16 protein-coding genes are annotated in these 16,905 nt (G+C 66.6%); 13 read left to right on the top strand and 3 right to left on the bottom strand.

What is annotated here, in order from left to right:
- Window positions 1–167: 167 nt before the first annotated feature.
- On the top strand, window positions 168–584 hold the full coding sequence (locus VAE54_RS12745) for a hypothetical protein (protein ID WP_322802353.1): 417 nt from the start codon (window positions 168–170) through the stop codon (window positions 582–584).
- Window positions 581–1,900 (top strand): phosphopyruvate hydratase, encoded by a 1,320-nt coding sequence (eno, locus tag VAE54_RS12740; RefSeq protein WP_416223809.1) that lies wholly within the window; start codon window positions 581–583, stop codon window positions 1,898–1,900. The genes VAE54_RS12745 and eno overlap by 4 nt, the downstream gene beginning before the upstream one ends.
- Before the next feature lie 276 nt (window positions 1,901–2,176).
- Here eno and mntA read toward each other — a convergent pair whose 3' ends face one another.
- The gene (mntA, locus tag VAE54_RS12735; RefSeq protein WP_322802352.1) at window positions 2,177–2,650 is read right to left on the bottom strand and encodes a type VII toxin-antitoxin system MntA family adenylyltransferase antitoxin; all 474 of its coding nucleotides are present in this window, start codon (window positions 2,648–2,650) and stop codon (window positions 2,177–2,179) included.
- Window positions 2,651–2,863: 213 nt separating this feature from the next.
- Between mntA and VAE54_RS12730 the strand changes: the two genes are divergently transcribed.
- From VAE54_RS12730 to acs, 9 genes are all read left to right on the top strand, one after another.
- Window positions 2,864–4,078: a YgeY family selenium metabolism-linked hydrolase gene (locus tag VAE54_RS12730; protein WP_322802351.1), complete on the top strand. Its 1,215-nt coding sequence runs from the start codon at window positions 2,864–2,866 to the stop codon at window positions 4,076–4,078.
- A gap of 96 nt (window positions 4,079–4,174) precedes the next feature.
- Window positions 4,175–5,155: an ornithine carbamoyltransferase gene (locus tag VAE54_RS12725; protein ID WP_322802350.1), complete on the top strand. Its 981-nt coding sequence runs from the start codon at window positions 4,175–4,177 to the stop codon at window positions 5,153–5,155.
- Between the two features lie 20 nt (window positions 5,156–5,175).
- Complete coding sequence (gene arcC / locus VAE54_RS12720; protein ID WP_322802349.1) at window positions 5,176–6,132, top strand: carbamate kinase; 957 nt, start codon at window positions 5,176–5,178, stop codon at window positions 6,130–6,132.
- A 302-nt stretch (window positions 6,133–6,434) separates the two neighbouring features.
- Window positions 6,435–7,052, top strand: a complete 618-nt coding sequence (locus VAE54_RS12715) for a type II toxin-antitoxin system VapC family toxin (RefSeq protein WP_322802348.1) — start codon at window positions 6,435–6,437, stop codon at window positions 7,050–7,052.
- Window positions 7,053–7,221: 169 nt separating this feature from the next.
- A complete protein-coding gene (locus VAE54_RS12710) occupies window positions 7,222–7,947 on the top strand; it encodes an SDR family NAD(P)-dependent oxidoreductase (protein ID WP_322802347.1) in 726 nt (241 codons plus the stop codon).
- A 20-nt stretch (window positions 7,948–7,967) separates the two neighbouring features.
- Window positions 7,968–8,828 carry an NAD(+)/NADH kinase gene (locus tag VAE54_RS12705; RefSeq protein ID WP_322802346.1) on the top strand — a complete coding sequence of 287 codons (861 nt, stop codon included), beginning with the start codon at window positions 7,968–7,970 and terminating at the stop codon, window positions 8,826–8,828.
- Between the two features lie 71 nt (window positions 8,829–8,899).
- Window positions 8,900–9,979, top strand: coding sequence for a DNA-processing protein DprA (gene dprA / locus VAE54_RS12700; protein WP_322802345.1), 1,080 nt, complete (start codon window positions 8,900–8,902; stop codon window positions 9,977–9,979).
- A 120-nt stretch (window positions 9,980–10,099) separates the two neighbouring features.
- Window positions 10,100–11,296: a cyclase family protein gene (locus VAE54_RS12695; RefSeq protein ID WP_322802344.1), complete on the top strand. Its 1,197-nt coding sequence runs from the start codon at window positions 10,100–10,102 to the stop codon at window positions 11,294–11,296.
- 81 nt (window positions 11,297–11,377) lie between these two features.
- Window positions 11,378–13,291, top strand: coding sequence for an acetate--CoA ligase (acs, locus tag VAE54_RS12690; RefSeq protein ID WP_322802343.1), 1,914 nt, complete (start codon window positions 11,378–11,380; stop codon window positions 13,289–13,291).
- Between the two features lie 413 nt (window positions 13,292–13,704).
- Here acs and VAE54_RS12685 read toward each other — a convergent pair whose 3' ends face one another.
- Complete coding sequence (locus tag VAE54_RS12685) at window positions 13,705–14,394, bottom strand: DNRLRE domain-containing protein (protein WP_322802342.1); 690 nt, start codon at window positions 14,392–14,394, stop codon at window positions 13,705–13,707.
- The gene (locus tag VAE54_RS12680) at window positions 14,295–15,242 is read right to left on the bottom strand and encodes a hypothetical protein (RefSeq protein WP_322802341.1); all 948 of its coding nucleotides are present in this window, start codon (window positions 15,240–15,242) and stop codon (window positions 14,295–14,297) included. Before VAE54_RS12680 ends, VAE54_RS12685 begins: the two co-directional genes overlap by 100 nt.
- Before the next feature lie 181 nt (window positions 15,243–15,423).
- Here VAE54_RS12680 and VAE54_RS12675 point away from each other — a divergent pair, with 181 nt between their 5' ends.
- Entirely contained in the window at window positions 15,424–15,861 is a 438-nt protein-coding gene (locus VAE54_RS12675) for a cobalamin B12-binding domain-containing protein (RefSeq protein WP_322802340.1), read from the top strand.
- A gap of 9 nt (window positions 15,862–15,870) precedes the next feature.
- On the top strand, window positions 15,871–16,887 hold the full coding sequence (gene meaB, locus VAE54_RS12670; RefSeq protein WP_322802339.1) for a methylmalonyl Co-A mutase-associated GTPase MeaB: 1,017 nt from the start codon (window positions 15,871–15,873) through the stop codon (window positions 16,885–16,887).
- Window positions 16,888–16,905 lie beyond the last annotated feature (18 nt).

The raw sequence follows: 16,905 nt of genomic DNA, 5'->3' as shown, positions 1-16,905 counted from the left end.
CCATGTCGAACCGGTGGCGGTTATATGACAGCGGGTGTGCGGTGTGCGCCGCCCTGGCCCGGGAGGTGGAAACGCTCAGCGGCGGGCGGCTGGGGGTGCGAAGTTTGCGGGACCCCGAGGTCCGAGCCCTGCTGGACCGCGCCCGCCCCGGCTAGCGCTGGGAGCCGATGCTCCTGGAAATCGAGGGGGAGCGCGTGCGGGTCTTCACGGGGCTGGCGATGCGCTGGCGCCTGGTGCAGCGGGTGGCCCAGGTCGTGGCCCGGCACGGCGGGCCGGTGCTGGGCGTGGATTGGGAGAGGCGACGGCTGTTGCGCCAGAGCCTGGCCCTGGCCGGGCTGGCCCTGCTGCGATGGATCCCCGGAGGGACCCATGCCCCTCGAACCACCGGTTCCGCCAGTTCGGCCCCTCCTCGTCTCGGCTCAGGGGAGGGGGAGCTCTGGGAGGGGGGGCGAGGGATCCAAATCCAAGCGCCAGATCGCGCGGCGGGATCCCGCATGGTGCGGAAAGCGGCCGGCCTCATCCTCAAACCTCAGCGATGCGGCTATAATCAAAGCCAAGCCTTCATGGAGGAAGCCCAACGATGAGGCGCGCGCTGGATTTCCCCACGCGGATCGAGATGGTGCGGGCGCGGGAGATCCTGGATTCCCGTGGCAACCCGACGGTGGAGGTGGAAGTGCATCTGGCCGATGGGACCGTTGGCCTGGCGGCGGTGCCCTCCGGGGCGAGCACCGGCGCCCATGAGGCCTGGGAGCTCCGGGATGAGGACCCCGACCGCTATCTGGGCAGGGGGGTCCTCCGGGCCGTTGAGAACGTCAACAGCCGGATCGCCGAGGAGATCGTGGGGTGGGATGCCCTGGATCAGGTCGGGATCGATGAGGCGCTGATCAGCCTGGATGGCACCGAGAACAAGCGGGAGCTGGGGGCCAACGCCATCCTGGGCGTCAGCCTGGCGGTGGCCGTGGCCGCCGCCCGCTCCTTAGGCCTTCCCCTCTATCGCTACCTGGGGGGCGTGGAGGCGCGGGTGCTCCCCGTGCCGATGATGAACATCCTCAACGGCGGCAAGCACGCCGATGACTCGGCGGATCTCCAGGAGTTCCTCATCCTCCCGGTGGGCGCCCCTTCGTTCTCGGAAGCCCTGCGCTGGGGAGCGGAGGTTTATCATCATCTGAAGAAGGTTCTCAAGAAGCGGGGTTACAGCACCAACGTGGGGGATGAGGGCGGCTTCGCGCCCAACCTGCGGTCCAACCAGGAGGCGGTTGAGCTGATCCTCGAGGCCATCCAGGCGGCCGGGTATGCGCCGGGCGATCAGATCGCCCTGGGGCTGGACGCGGCGGCCAGCGAGTTCTATCAGGACGGCGTTTATGTCCTTCGTAAAGAGGGGCGGACGCTGCGGGCTGCGGAGCTGGTCGAGCTGTATGCCCGCTGGGTTGAGGAGTATCCCATCGTTTCCATTGAGGATGGGATGGCGGAGGATGATTGGGAGGGGTGGCGGCATCTTTCGGAGCGCCTGGGGGATCGGATCCAGCTGGTGGGGGATGATCTCCTGGTGACCAATGTGAACCGTATCCGCCGCGCCATCGCCGAGCGGGCGTGCAATGCCCTGCTGTGCAAGGTGAATCAGATCGGCACCCTCACCGAGGCCATCCGGGCGGCGCGGCTGGCCCAGCGGGCGGGCTGGGGGGTGATCATCTCCCATCGCAGCGGGGAAACGGAAGACACCTTCATCGCGGATCTGGCGGTGGCGCTGAACGCCGGACAGATCAAGACCGGAGCGCCATGCCGGAGCGATCGGGTCGCCAAATACAACCGGCTGTTGCGCATTGAGGAGGAGCTGGGGGAAAGCGCGCAGTATGCCGGCCGCTCCGCCTTCCCCGGCTGGGCTTCCCGGATGGAGGGATGAGCGCAGCTTCTGATCCATGCCCAGCCGGTCGATGCCCGGAGCACGCGGGGCCCGGGGGGGCTCCTTCGGCGCCCCCCCGGGCCCCATGCTTTCTGAGCCCTTTTGGGCCCACGGTAAGGATCGATAGGACCTCTGTCAATGACCATCTGGATGGCCTCCAGCAGGCCATCGCGCAATGCCCACTCCAGGTGGGGATCCCGATCGATATCCTCCAGGGTGTAGCGCTGTCGGAAGCGCCGGAGCTCCCGGAGGGTGCCTTCCAGCCGTTGCAGGCGCTCACGCATCTTCCGGCCTCTCCCGGAGCGGGCGGGCCGGCAGGCGTTCCCGGAACGCCTGCTCCACGATCGCCCGCAGGTATGCGGTGTCCAGATAGCGCATGATGGCCTGGCGCTTGAATTCAACGAACCGCTGGGGATCCCTGCAGAAGAGCAGGATGCCCCCGGCGATCGCCTGATAAGCCAGGGCCGGGTTATGCTCCAGCGCGGCGTCCAGGGGGATCAGATCCACATCCCGCCCGAGGGCCTGCTCCAGCAACGCGATCAGCTCTCCGAGCTCCAGCGGTGAGAGGGAGGTGGAGGGGTAAATTCCGATGTCGATGTCGCTCCATGGCCGTTCGACCCCCCGGGAGAAGGATCCAAAAAGCAGGGCGAATTCAATCCCATGGGCCGATAGAAGATCCTGGAGCTCTTTGAGCCTGGAGCGCAGCGCCGATGGGAGTTCGGGCGGATCCGGAGATCGAAGGGATCGCACGGTTTCATCCTCCGAACCGGCAGGATCGGGACCTGCGCTGCGGGAATCGAATTCCCAAGGGGCGAAATCTCCTCCCCAGGCCCCTCATTGGAACATCCATCTCCCCATGATAACCCAGCCGGCTTCCCGCGAGGTCTCCCCCGACGCGCCTTGACAAAATCCGCGCCCTCATTAGGATTGCCAGCTGTCCACCCTTTTCGGAGGAGAGCCCCGATGAGCGCTGAAACCGTTTCCCGGATCCGCCAGGCGATGGAAGCCCGCCGCGAGGAGATCCTGCGCTTCTTCTTCGATATCGTGGCCATCCCCAGCTATGACGCCCAGCTCCGGGCGGTGGGGGAGCGGGTGGCGGAGGAGATGGCCCGCCTGGGCTTCGAGGAGATCGGCTTCGACGTGATGGGCAACATCCGGGGGCGCATCGGCCACGGCCCCCGCGTGCTGGTGTATGACAGCCATCTCGACACCGTCGGGATCGGGGATCCGGAACAGTGGGCCTGGGATCCGTTCCGGGGCCGCCTCGAGGGGGATCGCTTCTATGCCCGGGGATCGTGCGATGAGAAAGGATCCACTCCCGGGATGATCTACGGCCTGGCCATCGCCCGGGACCTGGGGCTGCTGGAGGGCTGGACGGTTTATTACTTCGGGAATATGGAGGAATGGTGCGACGGGCTGGCCCCCAATGTCTTCGTCGAGGTCGATCCGAAGATCCGGCCCGACGCGGTGGTCATCGGGGAGCCCACGCGCCTGCGGGTCTATCGGGGCCACCGGGGGCGGGTGGAGCTGAAGGTGGTGGCCAAGGGGCGCAGCGCCCACGCCGCCTCCAACTGGCTGGGGGATAACGCGATCTACAAGATGCTGCCGGTGATCGCTGCGATCCGCGATCTGGATCCCCATCTGAAATCCCATGACTTCCTGGGGCGGGGCACCATCACGGTCACCATGATCGAAAGCCGCACCCCGTCGATCAACGCCGTCCCGGATGAGTGCACCATCTATATCGATCGCCGGCTGACGTTTGGGGAAACCAAAGAGGAAGCGCTGGCCCAGGTCGAGGCGTGCATCCCCCCCGAGCACCGGGAGGCGATCCGGGTGGAGATCCTGCAGTATGCGGATCCCAGCTACACCGGCTTCCGGTATCCGGTGGAGAAATACTTCCCGGCCTGGGCGCTGGAGGAATCCCATCCTCTGGTCCAGGCGGGTCAGGCGGCTATCGAGGCCCTCTGGGGGGAGCGGCGTCCCACCGGGAAATGGGATTTCTCCACCAACGGCACCTACTGGGCCGGGAAAGCCGGCATCCCCAGCATCGGCTTCGGGCCGGGGGATGAAACGTATGCCCATCGGGTGGACGAGCATATCTCCCTGAGCGAGGTGGTGGAGGCCACGGCGTTCTATGCGCTGTTCCCTTCCATGCTCCAGCGCCATTTTCCTTAAATACTACGGTAGGGCAACTGCTTGCAGTTGCCCTACAGCGAGCTTCTATAATTCCAACGGGATGCGATCTTCATAAAATCTCTCAGGAGGCCTCTCATGCAAACCCATCTGCGTGGCCGTGATGTCATCAGCGACCTGGATCTCTCGGTGGAGGAGGTCCAGACGGTGCTGGAGGTGGCCTTCGATCTGAAGATGAAGCAGGCCATGGGGATCCCCCATCGCTATCTGGAGGGGAAGACCATGGCCATGCTGTTCTTCTACAGCAGCACCCGCACCCGCGCTTCCTTCGAGGCCGGCCTGGCCCAGCTCGGCGGGCATCCCGCCTTCATCGAATCCAAGACCACCCAGATCGCCCATGGGGATACCGCCAAGGAGATCGGGGAGATCTACGGCCGTTACTTCGACGCCATCGCCATCCGCCACGTGGACTGGGGGGTGGGGAACCGTTACATCACGGAGGTCGCTCGCTACAGCCGTGCCCCCGTCCTGAACATGCAGTGCGACATCTACCATCCCTTCCAGATCCTCGCCGACCTCATGACCCTGGTGGAGAAGAAAGGGCGGGATCTGCGGGGCCGGAAGATCGCCGTCACATGGGCCTACGCCGCCAGCTACCAGAAGCCCCTCTCGGTCCCGCAGTCCCTGATCCTGCAGCTCACCCGCTTCGGGATGCACGTGGTGCTGGCCCACCCCCCCGAGTTCCAGCTGATGCCCGACATCGTGGAGCAGGCCCGGGAGAACGCCCGACGCTTCGGCGGGGCCTTCGAAATCACCGACCGCATGGATGAAGCTTTCCGGGACGCCGATGCGGTCTACCCCAAGAGCTGGGGATGCTGGCTGACTACCACCGATCCGGAGGAAAGCGCCCGCATCGCCCGCAAGTATCAGGACTGGATCGCCGACGAACGACGGATGCAGCTGGCCCGCCCGGATGCCATCTATATGCACTGCCTGCCTGCGGACCGCGGCCTGGAGGTCACCGATGCGGTGATCGACGGCCCCCAGTCCGTGGTCTACGATCAGGCGGAGAACCGCCTGCATGTTCAGAAAGCCGTGATGGCCCTGGTCATGCGCTGAACCTGCCCCTGGAGGCTCGGATGCGTCTGCAACCCGGACTGGCGGTCGTGGCCGTCGGCGGCAACTCTCTGATCAAAGGGCCAGATCGGATGACTGTTCCCGATCAATACGAAGCCGCCCGCGAGACCATGGTCCACATCGCGGAGATGATCGCCCAGGGCTGGCGGGTGGTCATCACCCACGGAAACGGCCCTCAGGTGGGCTTCATCCTCCGGCGCAGCGAGCTCGCCCTTCACGAGCTCCACCCGGTTCCCCTGGACGCTGCGGATGCGGACACGCAGGGGGCGATCGGATACATGTTCCAGAAGGCCCTTTACAACGAATTCCGGCGCCGGGGGCTGAACCGGCTGGCGGTGACGGTGGTCACTCAGGTGCTCGTGGATCGGAACGATCCCGCCTTCCAGAATCCCACCAAGCCCATCGGCTCCTGGATGGATGAGGCGACGGCTCGACGGCGGGCTGCGGAACAGGGATGGGTGGTTCGGGAGGACGCCGGCCGGGGATGGCGGCGGGTGGTTCCCTCCCCGCGCCCCCGGCGGATCATCGAGCTGCCGGCGATTCGGGCTCTGCTGGAAGACGGCTTCGTCGTGATCGCAGTGGGCGGCGGGGGGATTCCGGTCGTGGAGGATGAAGAGGGGAACCTGGTGGGTGTCGAGGCGGTCATCGACAAGGATCTGGCCAGCGCGCTGCTGGCCATCGAGATCGGGGCGGATCTCTTCCTGATCTCGACGGCGGTGGAGAAGGTGGCGCTGCACTATGGGAAGCCGGCACAGCGCTGGCTGGATCGGCTCACGGTCTCCGAGGCCCGCCGTTATCTGGCGGAAGGCCATTTCCCCTCGGGCTCCATGGGGCCCAAGATCGAAGCGATCCTCCAGTATCTGGAACACGGGGGGAAGGCCGCGCTGATCACCGATCCACCCCATATCCCAGCGGCCCTGCGCGGCGAGACCGGCACATGGTTTGTCCAGGATGAGTGAAGCTCCGGTTGGGGACCCCTCCCCGAAACAGGGAGGGGGGATTTTCAGGCTCCCCCTTCCCTCGTAGGGAAGGGGGCCGGGGGGTTAGGTCTGAGGACCCCTCCCCCCGGCCCCTCCCCGAAACGGGGAGGGGGGGTAGGTCCGAGAACCCCCCGTGCGAATGGGGGTTCGCGCTGGATCACGAACGTCCTCCAACCTCCCGGCGGATTCCCCAGCTTCTTCAATAGTGGAAAATCGTCTTGCCCGGTGGATTACAGCATGTTAGCATGCCTGCACGCTGTGGCTTCAGGGGGCGAAATGGGATGAAGCGGACCCAGGTGCAGCTGGAAGAGGAGCTTTACGAACTGCTGCGGCAGGAGGCCTTTGAACGGGGGGTGTCCATCTCGGAGCTGGTGCGCTCCATTCTCCGCCAGCACCGGATGGCGGGCGGGGAGCCCCAGGGCTCGTTGGGTTTTGTCGGAATGGGGGAGAGCGAGCAGGGTTCCCTCGCGCCGGTTTCCGAACGGCACGATGAGGCGCTGGAGGAGGTGATTTTACTGGACACTTCCGCGATTTATGCCCCGGCCGACCGGGGCGATCCGAATCACCGCGGTGCGGTGGAACGATTGCGTCAGTTGGAGGCCCAGGGCCATACCCTGTTTGTGCACAGTTACATCCTGGCGGAGTCGACCGCGTTGTTGCAGCGGCGATTGGGCCTGGCGGTCGCCTTACGCTTTCTGGAGGATGCTCGGGCCTTCCGCATCCACTGGGTGATCAGCCGGGATCACGAAGAGGCCGTTCGCCTGCTGACGACCCGGGGAAAGCCTACGCTCAGCCTGGTGGATTGTGTAAGCTTTGTCCGGATGAAGAGATATGGGATCATCACCGCCTTCGCCTTCGATGAAGACTTCGAGCGGGAGGGATTTCAGCTTCTGAAATGACCCCTCGGGGCTCATGAACGATTCGTGCCTTCGAACGCATCGGGTCGCTCTCCCTGGGCCCATGACCGGGTTGGGGGGAAACCGATGGGTCCGAACCGGCGTTTCCTTCCGGGGCTTTTGGGGTGAGGAGCTCAGCAGTGCGATGCGTGTCTGAATGGGAAAGTAACGCATGCATCTTCACGGGAAAGTCGCGTTGATCACCGGAGCCAGCCGGGGGATCGGCCGGGCCATCGCCCAGGCTTACGTCCAGGAGGGCGCCGATGTGGTCCTCTGCGCCCGGGACGCGGAGGCCCTTGTCGCTGCGGCCCGCGAGATCGAGAGGCTGCGGGAAGGGGCTCAGGTGATCGCCCGCCCGTGCGACGTCACCCGGCCGGACCAGGTGGCGGCGCTGATGGCGGTCCTTGGGGAGAGGTTCGGGCGGCTGGACGTCCTGGTGAACAACGCCGCCATCCTGGGCCCTCGCCTTCCCATCGCCGAATATCCTCTGGAGGCCTGGCGGGAGGTCCTGGAAGTGAACGTCACCGGCATGTTCCTGGTTACCCAGGCGGCCCTCCCCCTGCTGCGCCGGTCCTCCGGGGGTTCCATCATCAACCTCTCCTCGGGCGTGGGCCGCCGAGGGCGGGCGCGCTGGGGCGCCTATGCCGTCTCCAAAGGCGCGGTCGAGATCTTCACCCAGGTCCTGGCGGAGGAGCTGGCCCCGGAGGGCATCCGGGTAAACGCCGTCAACCCCGGCCCCACCCGCACTCGAATGCGGGCCCAAGCCTATCCGGAAGAGGATCCCCTTTCCCTCCCCGCGCCGGAGGAGATCACCTCCCTCTTCGTCTATCTGGCTTCCGATGAGAGCCGGGGGATCACCGGGCAGAGTCTGGATGCGCGTTCTTTCCGCTGGCCCTGAACGTCAAGAGGAGATGCCCTGTGTCGGAAGCTCGCTTCCAGCGCATCGGACTGGTTCTCCATCCCCAGCGTCCCCATGCCGGAGGGCTGGCCGAGGCCGTCGCGGAGCACCTCCGGCAGATCGGTCGGGAGCCGATCCTGGTTCCGGCCGAAGCGCTGGATCGCGTGGAGATCGTCGCCGGGTGGGATCTGGCGATCACCTTCGGCGGGGATGGGCTGGTGCTGCGGGTCGCTCGCTACGCCGCTCCTGCCGGCGTGCCCATCCTGGGGATCAACCTGGGGCGGGTCGGGTTCCTGACGGAAATCCCGCCGGAGGAGTGGCTGGAGCAGCTGAGCCGGGTGTGGGAAGGCCATTACTGGGTGGAGCACCGGCTCATGCTGGAGGCCTACTGGGTCCGGGAGGGTCACCGTCAGGGGCCCTTTTACGCCCTGAACGATGTGGTGATCGGTCGCATGGGCCTGGGGCGCATCGTGCGGGTTCGAGTGGAGATCGACGGGCGCTACTTCACCACGTATGTGGGGGATGGCCTGATCGTGGCGACGCCGACTGGCAGCACCGCCTATGCCCTGGCCGCCGGCGGCCCCATCCTCCCTCCCGAGCTGAAGAACATTGTTCTGGTCCCCATCGCCCCCCATCTCAGCCTGGATCGGGCCGTGGTGCTGGATGAAGGCGTTCGGCTCACGCTCACCGTGCACACCGAGGGCAAAGCCGCCCTGACCATCGATGGGGCCGGAGAGGAACCCATGGCGGAAGGAGATTGGGTGGAGATCGCGGCGGCGCCGTTCAGCGCGCGCTTCCTCCGGCTTCGGGACCGCTCCTATTTCTATCGTCTCCTGGCAACCCGTCTCCGGCGTATGGTCGCGGATGAGAACACCCCTTGATCTCTCCCCGGGTCGCTCCTTGTGCCCGCTATCATCTTTTCAGGAGGAGAAGCCATCTCGGGGGGGTTCCTGTGGATGATCTGGGCTACTGGCTGGCGTTCAACCGGGTGATGGGGATTGGGCCAGCGCGCCTGCGGGCCCTGCTGCAGTATTTCGGGAATCTGCGGGCGGCGTGGGAAGCGGACGAGGGGGCATGGCGGGCCGCCGGGCTGGATCAGCGCACCATCCGGAACCTGGCGGAGGCGAGGCGACGGCTCCATCCGGATCGGGAGCGGGAGCAGCTGGAGCGGTCGGGGGCGAAGGCCCTCACGTGGGAAGATCCCGCCTATCCCCTGCTGTTGCGCCGCATCCCGGATCCGCCGCCGGTGCTGTTCATCCGGGGCCATCTCACGGAGGCGGATCGATGGGCGCTAGCCATTGTGGGGACCCGCCGGCCGACGGCCTACGGGCGGCAGGCGGCGGAATGGTTCGCCGGGGAGCTGGCGCGATCCGGGATCCCCATTGTCAGCGGGCTGGCCCGCGGGATCGATGCCATCGCCCATGAGGCCGCGCTGAAGGCGGGCGGGCGAACCCTGGCGGTGTTGCCGTGCGGGGTGGATCGCGTGTATCCCCTCGAGCATGCCCATCTGGCGGCGCGGATCATGGAGCGCGGGGCGCTGATCTCCGAGCTCCCGCTGGGGGCGCCGGCCGAGCCGGGGAACTTCCCGGCCCGGAACCGATTGATCAGCGGCCTGGCGGTGGGCGTGCTGGTCGTGGAGGCCGGGGCGACCAGCGGGGCGCTGATCACGGCGTCCCATGCGGCGGATCAGGGGCGGGAGGTCTTCGCCGTTCCGGGAAGCATTTTCTCCCCGGCCAGCCAGGGAACCAACCGGCTGATCCGGGATGGAGCGACCCCGGTGACTTCCCCGAATGAGCTTCTGGAAGCCCTCAACTGGTCGACGGCGGCCCAGCAGGTGGAAGCCCAGCTTCAGCTGCCTGCGGATCCGACCGAAGCGCGCCTGCTGGAGGTGCTCAGCCGGGAGCCCCAGCACATCGATGACATCGCGCGGGCGGCCGGGCTGTCGGTGGCGCAGGTGAGCAGCGCGTTGACGATGATGGAGCTGAAGGGGATGGCCCGTCATCTCGGCGCCATGCATTACGTGCGCGCGTGATCGGGAAGGCGCACGCGGGAGATCCGGCTCCGGGCCTCACATATGGCGCATGGCTCTTGACAGAAAGCTGCCGCCCATTGCTAAATATGGTAAAAAGCAAGTCGTGGAAGGGAGGGAGCCATGTGTGGGCCGCAGGTCTACGAGGCGATGGCGCGGGCCTGGAGCCGCCGGGATTTCCTCAAAATGATGGGCGGCGCGATGGCCGCCGCGATGCTCCCTGCTCCACGTCTAACGGTCTGGCCCTGGCTGACTGTGGAAATCCACGGCGCGCGCGAAGGCGACCTTGTTTCCTTTACCCTCACCATCCGCAACCTCACGGAAGAGACGATCTCCGACCTCTATATCGCCGGCCACGTCCCCCGCAACGCGGATTTCGTCGCTGCCACGGCCACCCCTCCGAGGGCATGGTTCCGGGGCTTTGAGGCGGAAGGCGGGGATCTCCAGTCGGCGGTCTGGCTGGCGGAGGCGATCCCCCCCAAAGGCACTCTGGGACCCTTCGGCTATCAGGTGGCCCCGCATCCGGCTGCTACCCTGGTGAGCGCCCACGGGTTCGTCTCCTGGCAGAAGCCCGCTTACGGCGAGGCCGCTTCCGCCCCCGTCGGCGTGGTGGTGCGGACCGCTGTCCGCGTCTTCCAGCGCAAGGTGGACCTCACCTATGTGCAGAACCCCCGCTTCCCCATCTGGCCCGGCGCTCCCCGGCTGGAGATCGAGAACGTCTTCAACCACGCGCAACACGGCTTCTACGCCAACCGCTGGCACATCTACGAGCACCACGGCACTCATATGGACGCCCCGGTTCACTTCGGGAAGAACGCCCTGACGATCGAGCGCCTTCCGGCGGAGGTCCTGGTCGCCCCCGCGGCGGTCATCGACATCCGGGACCGGGCGCGGCGGAACCCGGACGCCCAGCTGACTCCCGATGACATCCGGGCCTGGGAGCGGCGTTACGGGCGGCTGCCGGACGGCGCCGTGGTGTTCATGTGGAGCGGATGGGGGGCCCGGGTGGGCGATGAGGCGGCTTATCGAAACATGGATGCCCAGGGGGTGATGCACTTCCCGGGCTTCCACCCGGACACAGCGGAGTTCCTCCTGAAGGAGCGCAACATCGTCGGCATCGGCGTGGACACCCTGAGCCTGGACTATGGGGCCTCCCGGGATTTCAAGACGCACTACACCATCCTCCCCGCCAACAAGTGGGGGCTGGAGAACGTCGCCAACCTGGGGCGGATCCCGCCCGCGGGGGCGATGGTCTTCGTCGGCGCCCTGCGCATTGAAGGCGCCTCCGGGGGTCCGGTCCGGCTGATCGCGGTGTGGTAGCGAGGTGTGGAAAGAAACGGGCAACCATCCCCGGCGGGGACGATCCCCGCCGCGGGGAATTTTTTCTTAAGGAGGGTGACCATGGCGGTGAAGGAGATTGTGGCGGATATCCGCCACCTGAGCGGCGAGGTGTATTATCCTTCCCCCGAGGTCCTGGAGCGCGCCTACATCAAGGATTACCCCTCCCTCTACCAGCGGGCGATGCAGGACCTCGAGGCGTTCTGGGCCGAGCGCGCGGAGGAGCTGGAGTGGTTCCGGAAATGGGATCGCGTTCTGGATGACAGCGGGAAGCCCTTCTACAAGTGGTTCGTCGGCGGCAAGATCAACATCTGCTACAACGCCGTGGACCGCCACATGAAGACCTGGCGCAAGAACAAGGTGGCCCTCTACTGGGAGGCGGAGAACGGCGAGCGCCGGGTCCTCAGCTATTATGATCTCTACAAGGAAGTCAATCGCTTCGCCAACGTCCTGAAGGCCCTGGGGGTGCGCAAGGGCGACCGGGTGACCATCTATATGCCCCGGATCCCCGAGCTGCCCATCGCCATGCTGGCCTGCGCCCGCATCGGGGCGATCCACAGCGTGGTTTTCGCCGGCTTCTCGGTGGAAGCCCTCCACACCCGCATCGAGGACTCCAAATCCCGCCTGGTGATCACCGCCGACGGCGGATACATGAACGGGCGTATCGTGGAGACCAAGCGCACCGTTGACGAAGCGGTCCGCCGTGCTCCCTCTGTGGAGCATGTGCTGGTTGTCCGCCGCACCCGCCACGAGGTGCCCATGGAGCCGGGGCGGGATTATTTCTACGATGAGCTGGCGCGGCTCCCCTTCGCCCAGGGCGAGTGCCCGGTGGAGGTCACCGACGCCGAGGATCCCCTTTACATCCTTTACACCTCCGGCACCACCGGCGCCCCCAAGGGCCAGGTCCATGTGCACGGCGGCTATGCGGTCTTCATCTACACCACGATGAAATGGGTCTTTGACATCAAGGATGAGGACATCTGGTGGTGCACGGCGGACCCCGGGTGGGTAACGGGGCACTCCTATATCGTCTATGCGCCATTGATGCTGGGGGCCACCAGCGTGATGTATGAGGGAGCGCCGACGTATCCGTATCCGGATCGCTGGTGGAGCATTGTGGAGAAATACGGGGTGACGGTGCTCTACACGACCCCCACCGCCATCCGGGGGTTGATGCGGTTCGGGGACGAATGGCCCAACCGTCGTAACCTCTCCTCCCTCCGCCTGCTGGGCACGGTGGGCGAGCCGATCAACCCGGAGGCCTGGCGCTGGTATTACCGGGTGATCGGGAAGGGGCGCTGCCCCATCATGGATACCTGGTGGATGACGGAGACCGGCGGCTTCATGATCACCCCCATGCCCTGCATCCCCCTCAAGCCGGGCTCAGCGACCCTTCCTTTCCCGGGCATCCGGGCCGATGTGGTGGATGAGAGCGGCAACCCTTGCCCGCCTGGGGTGGAGGGCTACCTGGTGATCCAGACGCCGTGGCCCGGGATGACCCGCACGCTCTACGGCGATCCCGAGCGCTATGTGAAGACTTACTGGTCCAGGTATCCCGGCTGGTTCTTCACGGGCGATTCCGCCCGGCGGGATGAGGATGGCTACTTCTACATTATCGGGCGGGTGGACGACGTGCTGAAGGTGAGCGGCTATCGCCTGGGCACGGCGGAGATCGAGTCGGCGCTGGTGGCCCATCCGGCGGTGGCCGAGGCGGCGGCCATCGGCCTGCCCCACGAGGTGAAGGGGGAAGGGATCCACTGCTATGTGATCCTCAAGGCGGGCTACAGCCCCAGCGAGGCCCTGGCCGAGGAGCTCCGCCAGCATGTGGCCCAGCTGATCGGCCCCATCGCCCGGCCCGAAGCCATCCACTTTGTGGACAAGCTCCCCAAGACCCGGTCGGGGAAGATCATGCGCCGGGTGCTGCGGGCTCGCGCCCTGGGCCTGCCGGAAGGGGATCTCTCCACGCTGGAGGAATGAGGGGAAGGCGGCTCGTCGGTTCCGAGGGGAGGACAACGGGGGGTCGGCGGCGCATCGGCCGACCCCCCGCTTTTTTCCGGCTGGCACGGATCCCCGATCCCTGGCACCGATGGAAATCGGCCTCGTGAGGCGCTCCGCGCCGGGCGTCGGCCTCTCACGCCGATGGAAATCGGCCTTCATGGGCGCTTTCGCGCCCCGGGTCGGCCTGCGCCGACGCGAGAGGCTTCTTGGCCGGCGGAGGCCGGCCATCAGCCAAAGGCCTCTCGAGGTCGTATTCATTCGACGCCCTAAGGCCGGCCATTGGCCGGAGGCCTCTCAGGAAAGGATGCTCACCCCGAGGCGCGGGGAACACGGAGGGGAGAAAAGCCGCGGTGTTCCCCGTGTCTCCGTGAGCGCTTTTCGTTGTTCCCGGCTCAGCGGGGCTTGCCCCACCACACCTCGAGGAGCGGGCGGCCCTCTGTATTCCAGTCCTCTGTATCTGAAGACACAAAGTATTTGCCGCTGTGATAGGCCCCGTCGGCGCTGTAAAGGATCAGGCGCAGCGGTTCGCCCCGGGCATACGCCTGGGCCACCGCATACGAGACATCCCAGACCCGCGGGACGCCGGGCCAGCCCGGCCAGTCCGCGAGGGGGTCCACCCACGCGCCGCCGATGTTCTCCCGGGCCAGCGGCGCGTTGTTCCCCGTGATCGCCTCTTCCTCCCAGTCCCCGTCGGCGATCAGCCCCTGGATCCATGAGGGCTGCGCCTGGCCGGGTGCCCCAGCGTTGCCGAATTGGTGCAGGGTCAATGTGGCCGAAAGGATCACATGGCCCGGCGGGATCGCATCGAGGGGAAAGGTCACATCGTATTTGGCGAAGCACGGCCAGTCAGCGACATCGGACTGGTTCTGGATGTTGAAGTCGGGCGCGTGGCCGTCGTTGCGATTGCCCCCCTCGTTCCAGATCTCGTGTTCATCGTCGGGGCACTGGCGCGCGGTGATCCCGCCGACGTTGGCGTCAGGGATCAGCGGGCTGTTCCGGGTGGGGCGCGAATCCGGACGTGGCCGGTCGGAACGCCTTCCGCGTGGTAGACGGGAAGGCCGAACCGCAGGAAGCCCCAGCACGATGGGCTCTCCGGGGAGACGGCGGGCGGCCAGGACGTATCGCCGACGGGAGGATCGGTGGGGGAATCCCGGTCGTGGACCTGGACCGCCAGCCGCCAGAGGGTGCCTTGAGGGGGCGCAGCGGCCAGGCCCAGGCTGGCGAAGGGAATGGTGAAGCCCATCGCCCATCCCCGGTCGCTTTCGCGATCGTCGTTGAGGGCGTTCCCGCGCCAGCCCGGGACGGCCTGGAAGGGCGGGTCGGCCGGCTGCCAGCCGGAGGCGCTTCCTCGATAAGCGGCGCGCCGGGCGGGGCTGGGCTCGACGTAGAGCTGGGCGACGAAGCGCCAGGATGCGGGGGAAAGCGTGTCGCCGCCCGACGTATCCAGCATCACCGTCGCGGCGTCCCACTGCGTCAGCGCCTGGGGCGTCGGGTTCTCATCATACCCGAGCTGACGGTCGAAGATGGCGAGGTAGATATAGAGCTCCTGTTCGTTATAGCCCACGCGGATATCCGTATAATTTTGCGTGGGGGAAACCCGGCCGAACCAGGCGATGGCGGTCTGCTCGAAGGGGATGGGGCCTTCAAAGCGAGGGGCGTTGATGCGCGGCAGTGTCTCCGGGGCGCACGGTCTCCTGCTGGCGCGGAGGGGCGTCGGCCCTGGGGATGAGGATGGGATCGGCGTCCCCTCGACGAGGTGCGCGGGGGGCCGCAGGGGGCGACCGGAGCAGGCGGCGGGAAAGAGCAGCATCAGGGTCACCAGGCTCCGCCACGCCATTCCTCGGATGGGGACGGCATCAGCGCTCCGGGGATTTGCGGCCATCGTCTCCTCTCCCTGCAGGGCGCCCATCGCTATGATTATTCCCTGCATTCTTTACTCCAGCGCAAATGAGCCTTTCCTCGCGGCGTAGCAGCGATAGGGCTCCCCCTGGAAGGGGAGCCCGGCGGTGGATCAGGAGGATGGGAGAATCAAACTCCAGGGACGGAGTGGGTTAAAATCAATGAAGCAGGCCAGGCGAACGCTGGATCGATCCCATCCGGCGAGGTCGGCTATGGGTCGTAAAATCCGTGTGCTCATTGCCAAGCCGGGGCTGGACGGCCATGATCGGGGCGCCAAGGTGATCGCCCGCGCCCTGCGGGATGCCGGGTTCGAGGTGATCTATACGGGCCTGCGGCAGACCCCCGAGATGATCGCCGAGGCGGCGTTGCAGGAGGATGTGGATGTGGTGGGCCTCTCGATCCTCTCCGGAGCCCATATGACGCTGCTCCCCCGGGTGGTGGAGGAGCTCCGGAAACGGGGGCTGGACGATGTGCTGGTGATCGCCGGGGGGATCATCCCCGAGGAGGATATCCCCGCGCTAAAGGCCGCGGGCATCCGGGAGGTTTTCGGACCGGGCACCAGCACCGAGACCATTGTGCAGTTCATCTGCGCGCATTTCGGCATCCGTCCGGAGGATCTCAAAGCGGCCGGCGAGCCGGCGCTTCCCTGAGGATGCCATATGGGGGGACGGCCCTTGACGCGAGATCCCATGGCTCTCTTCGAGCGCGCCCGTGCAGGGGATCGCCGGGCGCTGGCGCGATTGATTTCCATGCTGGAAGATGGGGGCGAGGCCGCTGTTCAGCTCAGCGCGCGCCTCTTCCCCTTCACGGGAAACGCCTATGTCATTGGGATCACCGGCCCTCCGGGCTCCGGGAAGAGCACGCTGGTCAACGCTTTAACCCGCGCGTACCGGGAGCGAGGGGAGACGGTGGGGATCGTCGCAGTGGACCCCAGCAGCCCTTTTACAGGCGGGGCCCTGCTGGGGGATCGCGTCCGGATGCAGGATGTGGCCGGCGATCCGGGGGTCTTCATCCGCAGCATGGCCACGCGGGGCAGCCTGGGTGGCCTGGCCCGCGCCACCCGGGAGATCATCCGGGCGCTGGATGCGGTCGGCTTCCACCGGATCCTGGTGGAGACGGTGGGGGCGGGACAGGTCGAGGTCGATATCGCCCAGGCCGCGGATACGGTCGTTGTGGTTCAGGCCCCCGGGCTTGGGGACGATATCCAGGCCATCAAAGCGGGGATCCTGGAGATCGCGGACATCCTGGTGGTCAACAAGGCGGATCGGGAGGGGGCGGCGGCCACCCTGCACATCCTGCGATCCATGCTCTCCCTGGGCCAGCCCGCGGTGGTTCGCCACCACGGGCAGGCGATGGCCATCCAGCGCGTGGAGCCGTCCCGGGAAGGATGGACGCCGCCGATCCTTCAGACGGTAGCGACTTCCGGCCGGGGGATCCCGGAGCTGGTGGAGGCCATTGAGCGCCACCGGGCTTATCTGGAGGAAAGCGGGGAAGGGGAAGCCCGGAGGCGGCGGCGGATCGCGGAGGAGCTGGCCGCCCTCGCCCGGGAGCGTCTGTGGGCGCGGGTGGTGCGTCAGGTCGGTCGCGCCCGTCTGGACGGCCTGGTGGATCAGCTGCTCCGTCGGGAGATCGATCTGCACACCGCTGTGGAGCGGCTGCTGGAGGATATCCGATAGCCCATCGAAGGAGAGCGG

It is taken from the genome of Thermoflexus sp. (assembly GCF_034432235.1).
In the GTDB taxonomy this organism is placed as follows: Bacteria; Chloroflexota; Anaerolineae; order Thermoflexales; family Thermoflexaceae; genus Thermoflexus.
The sequence above is the reverse complement of the archived record's forward strand: the minus strand, read 5'-3'. Positions and strand labels throughout refer to the sequence as shown.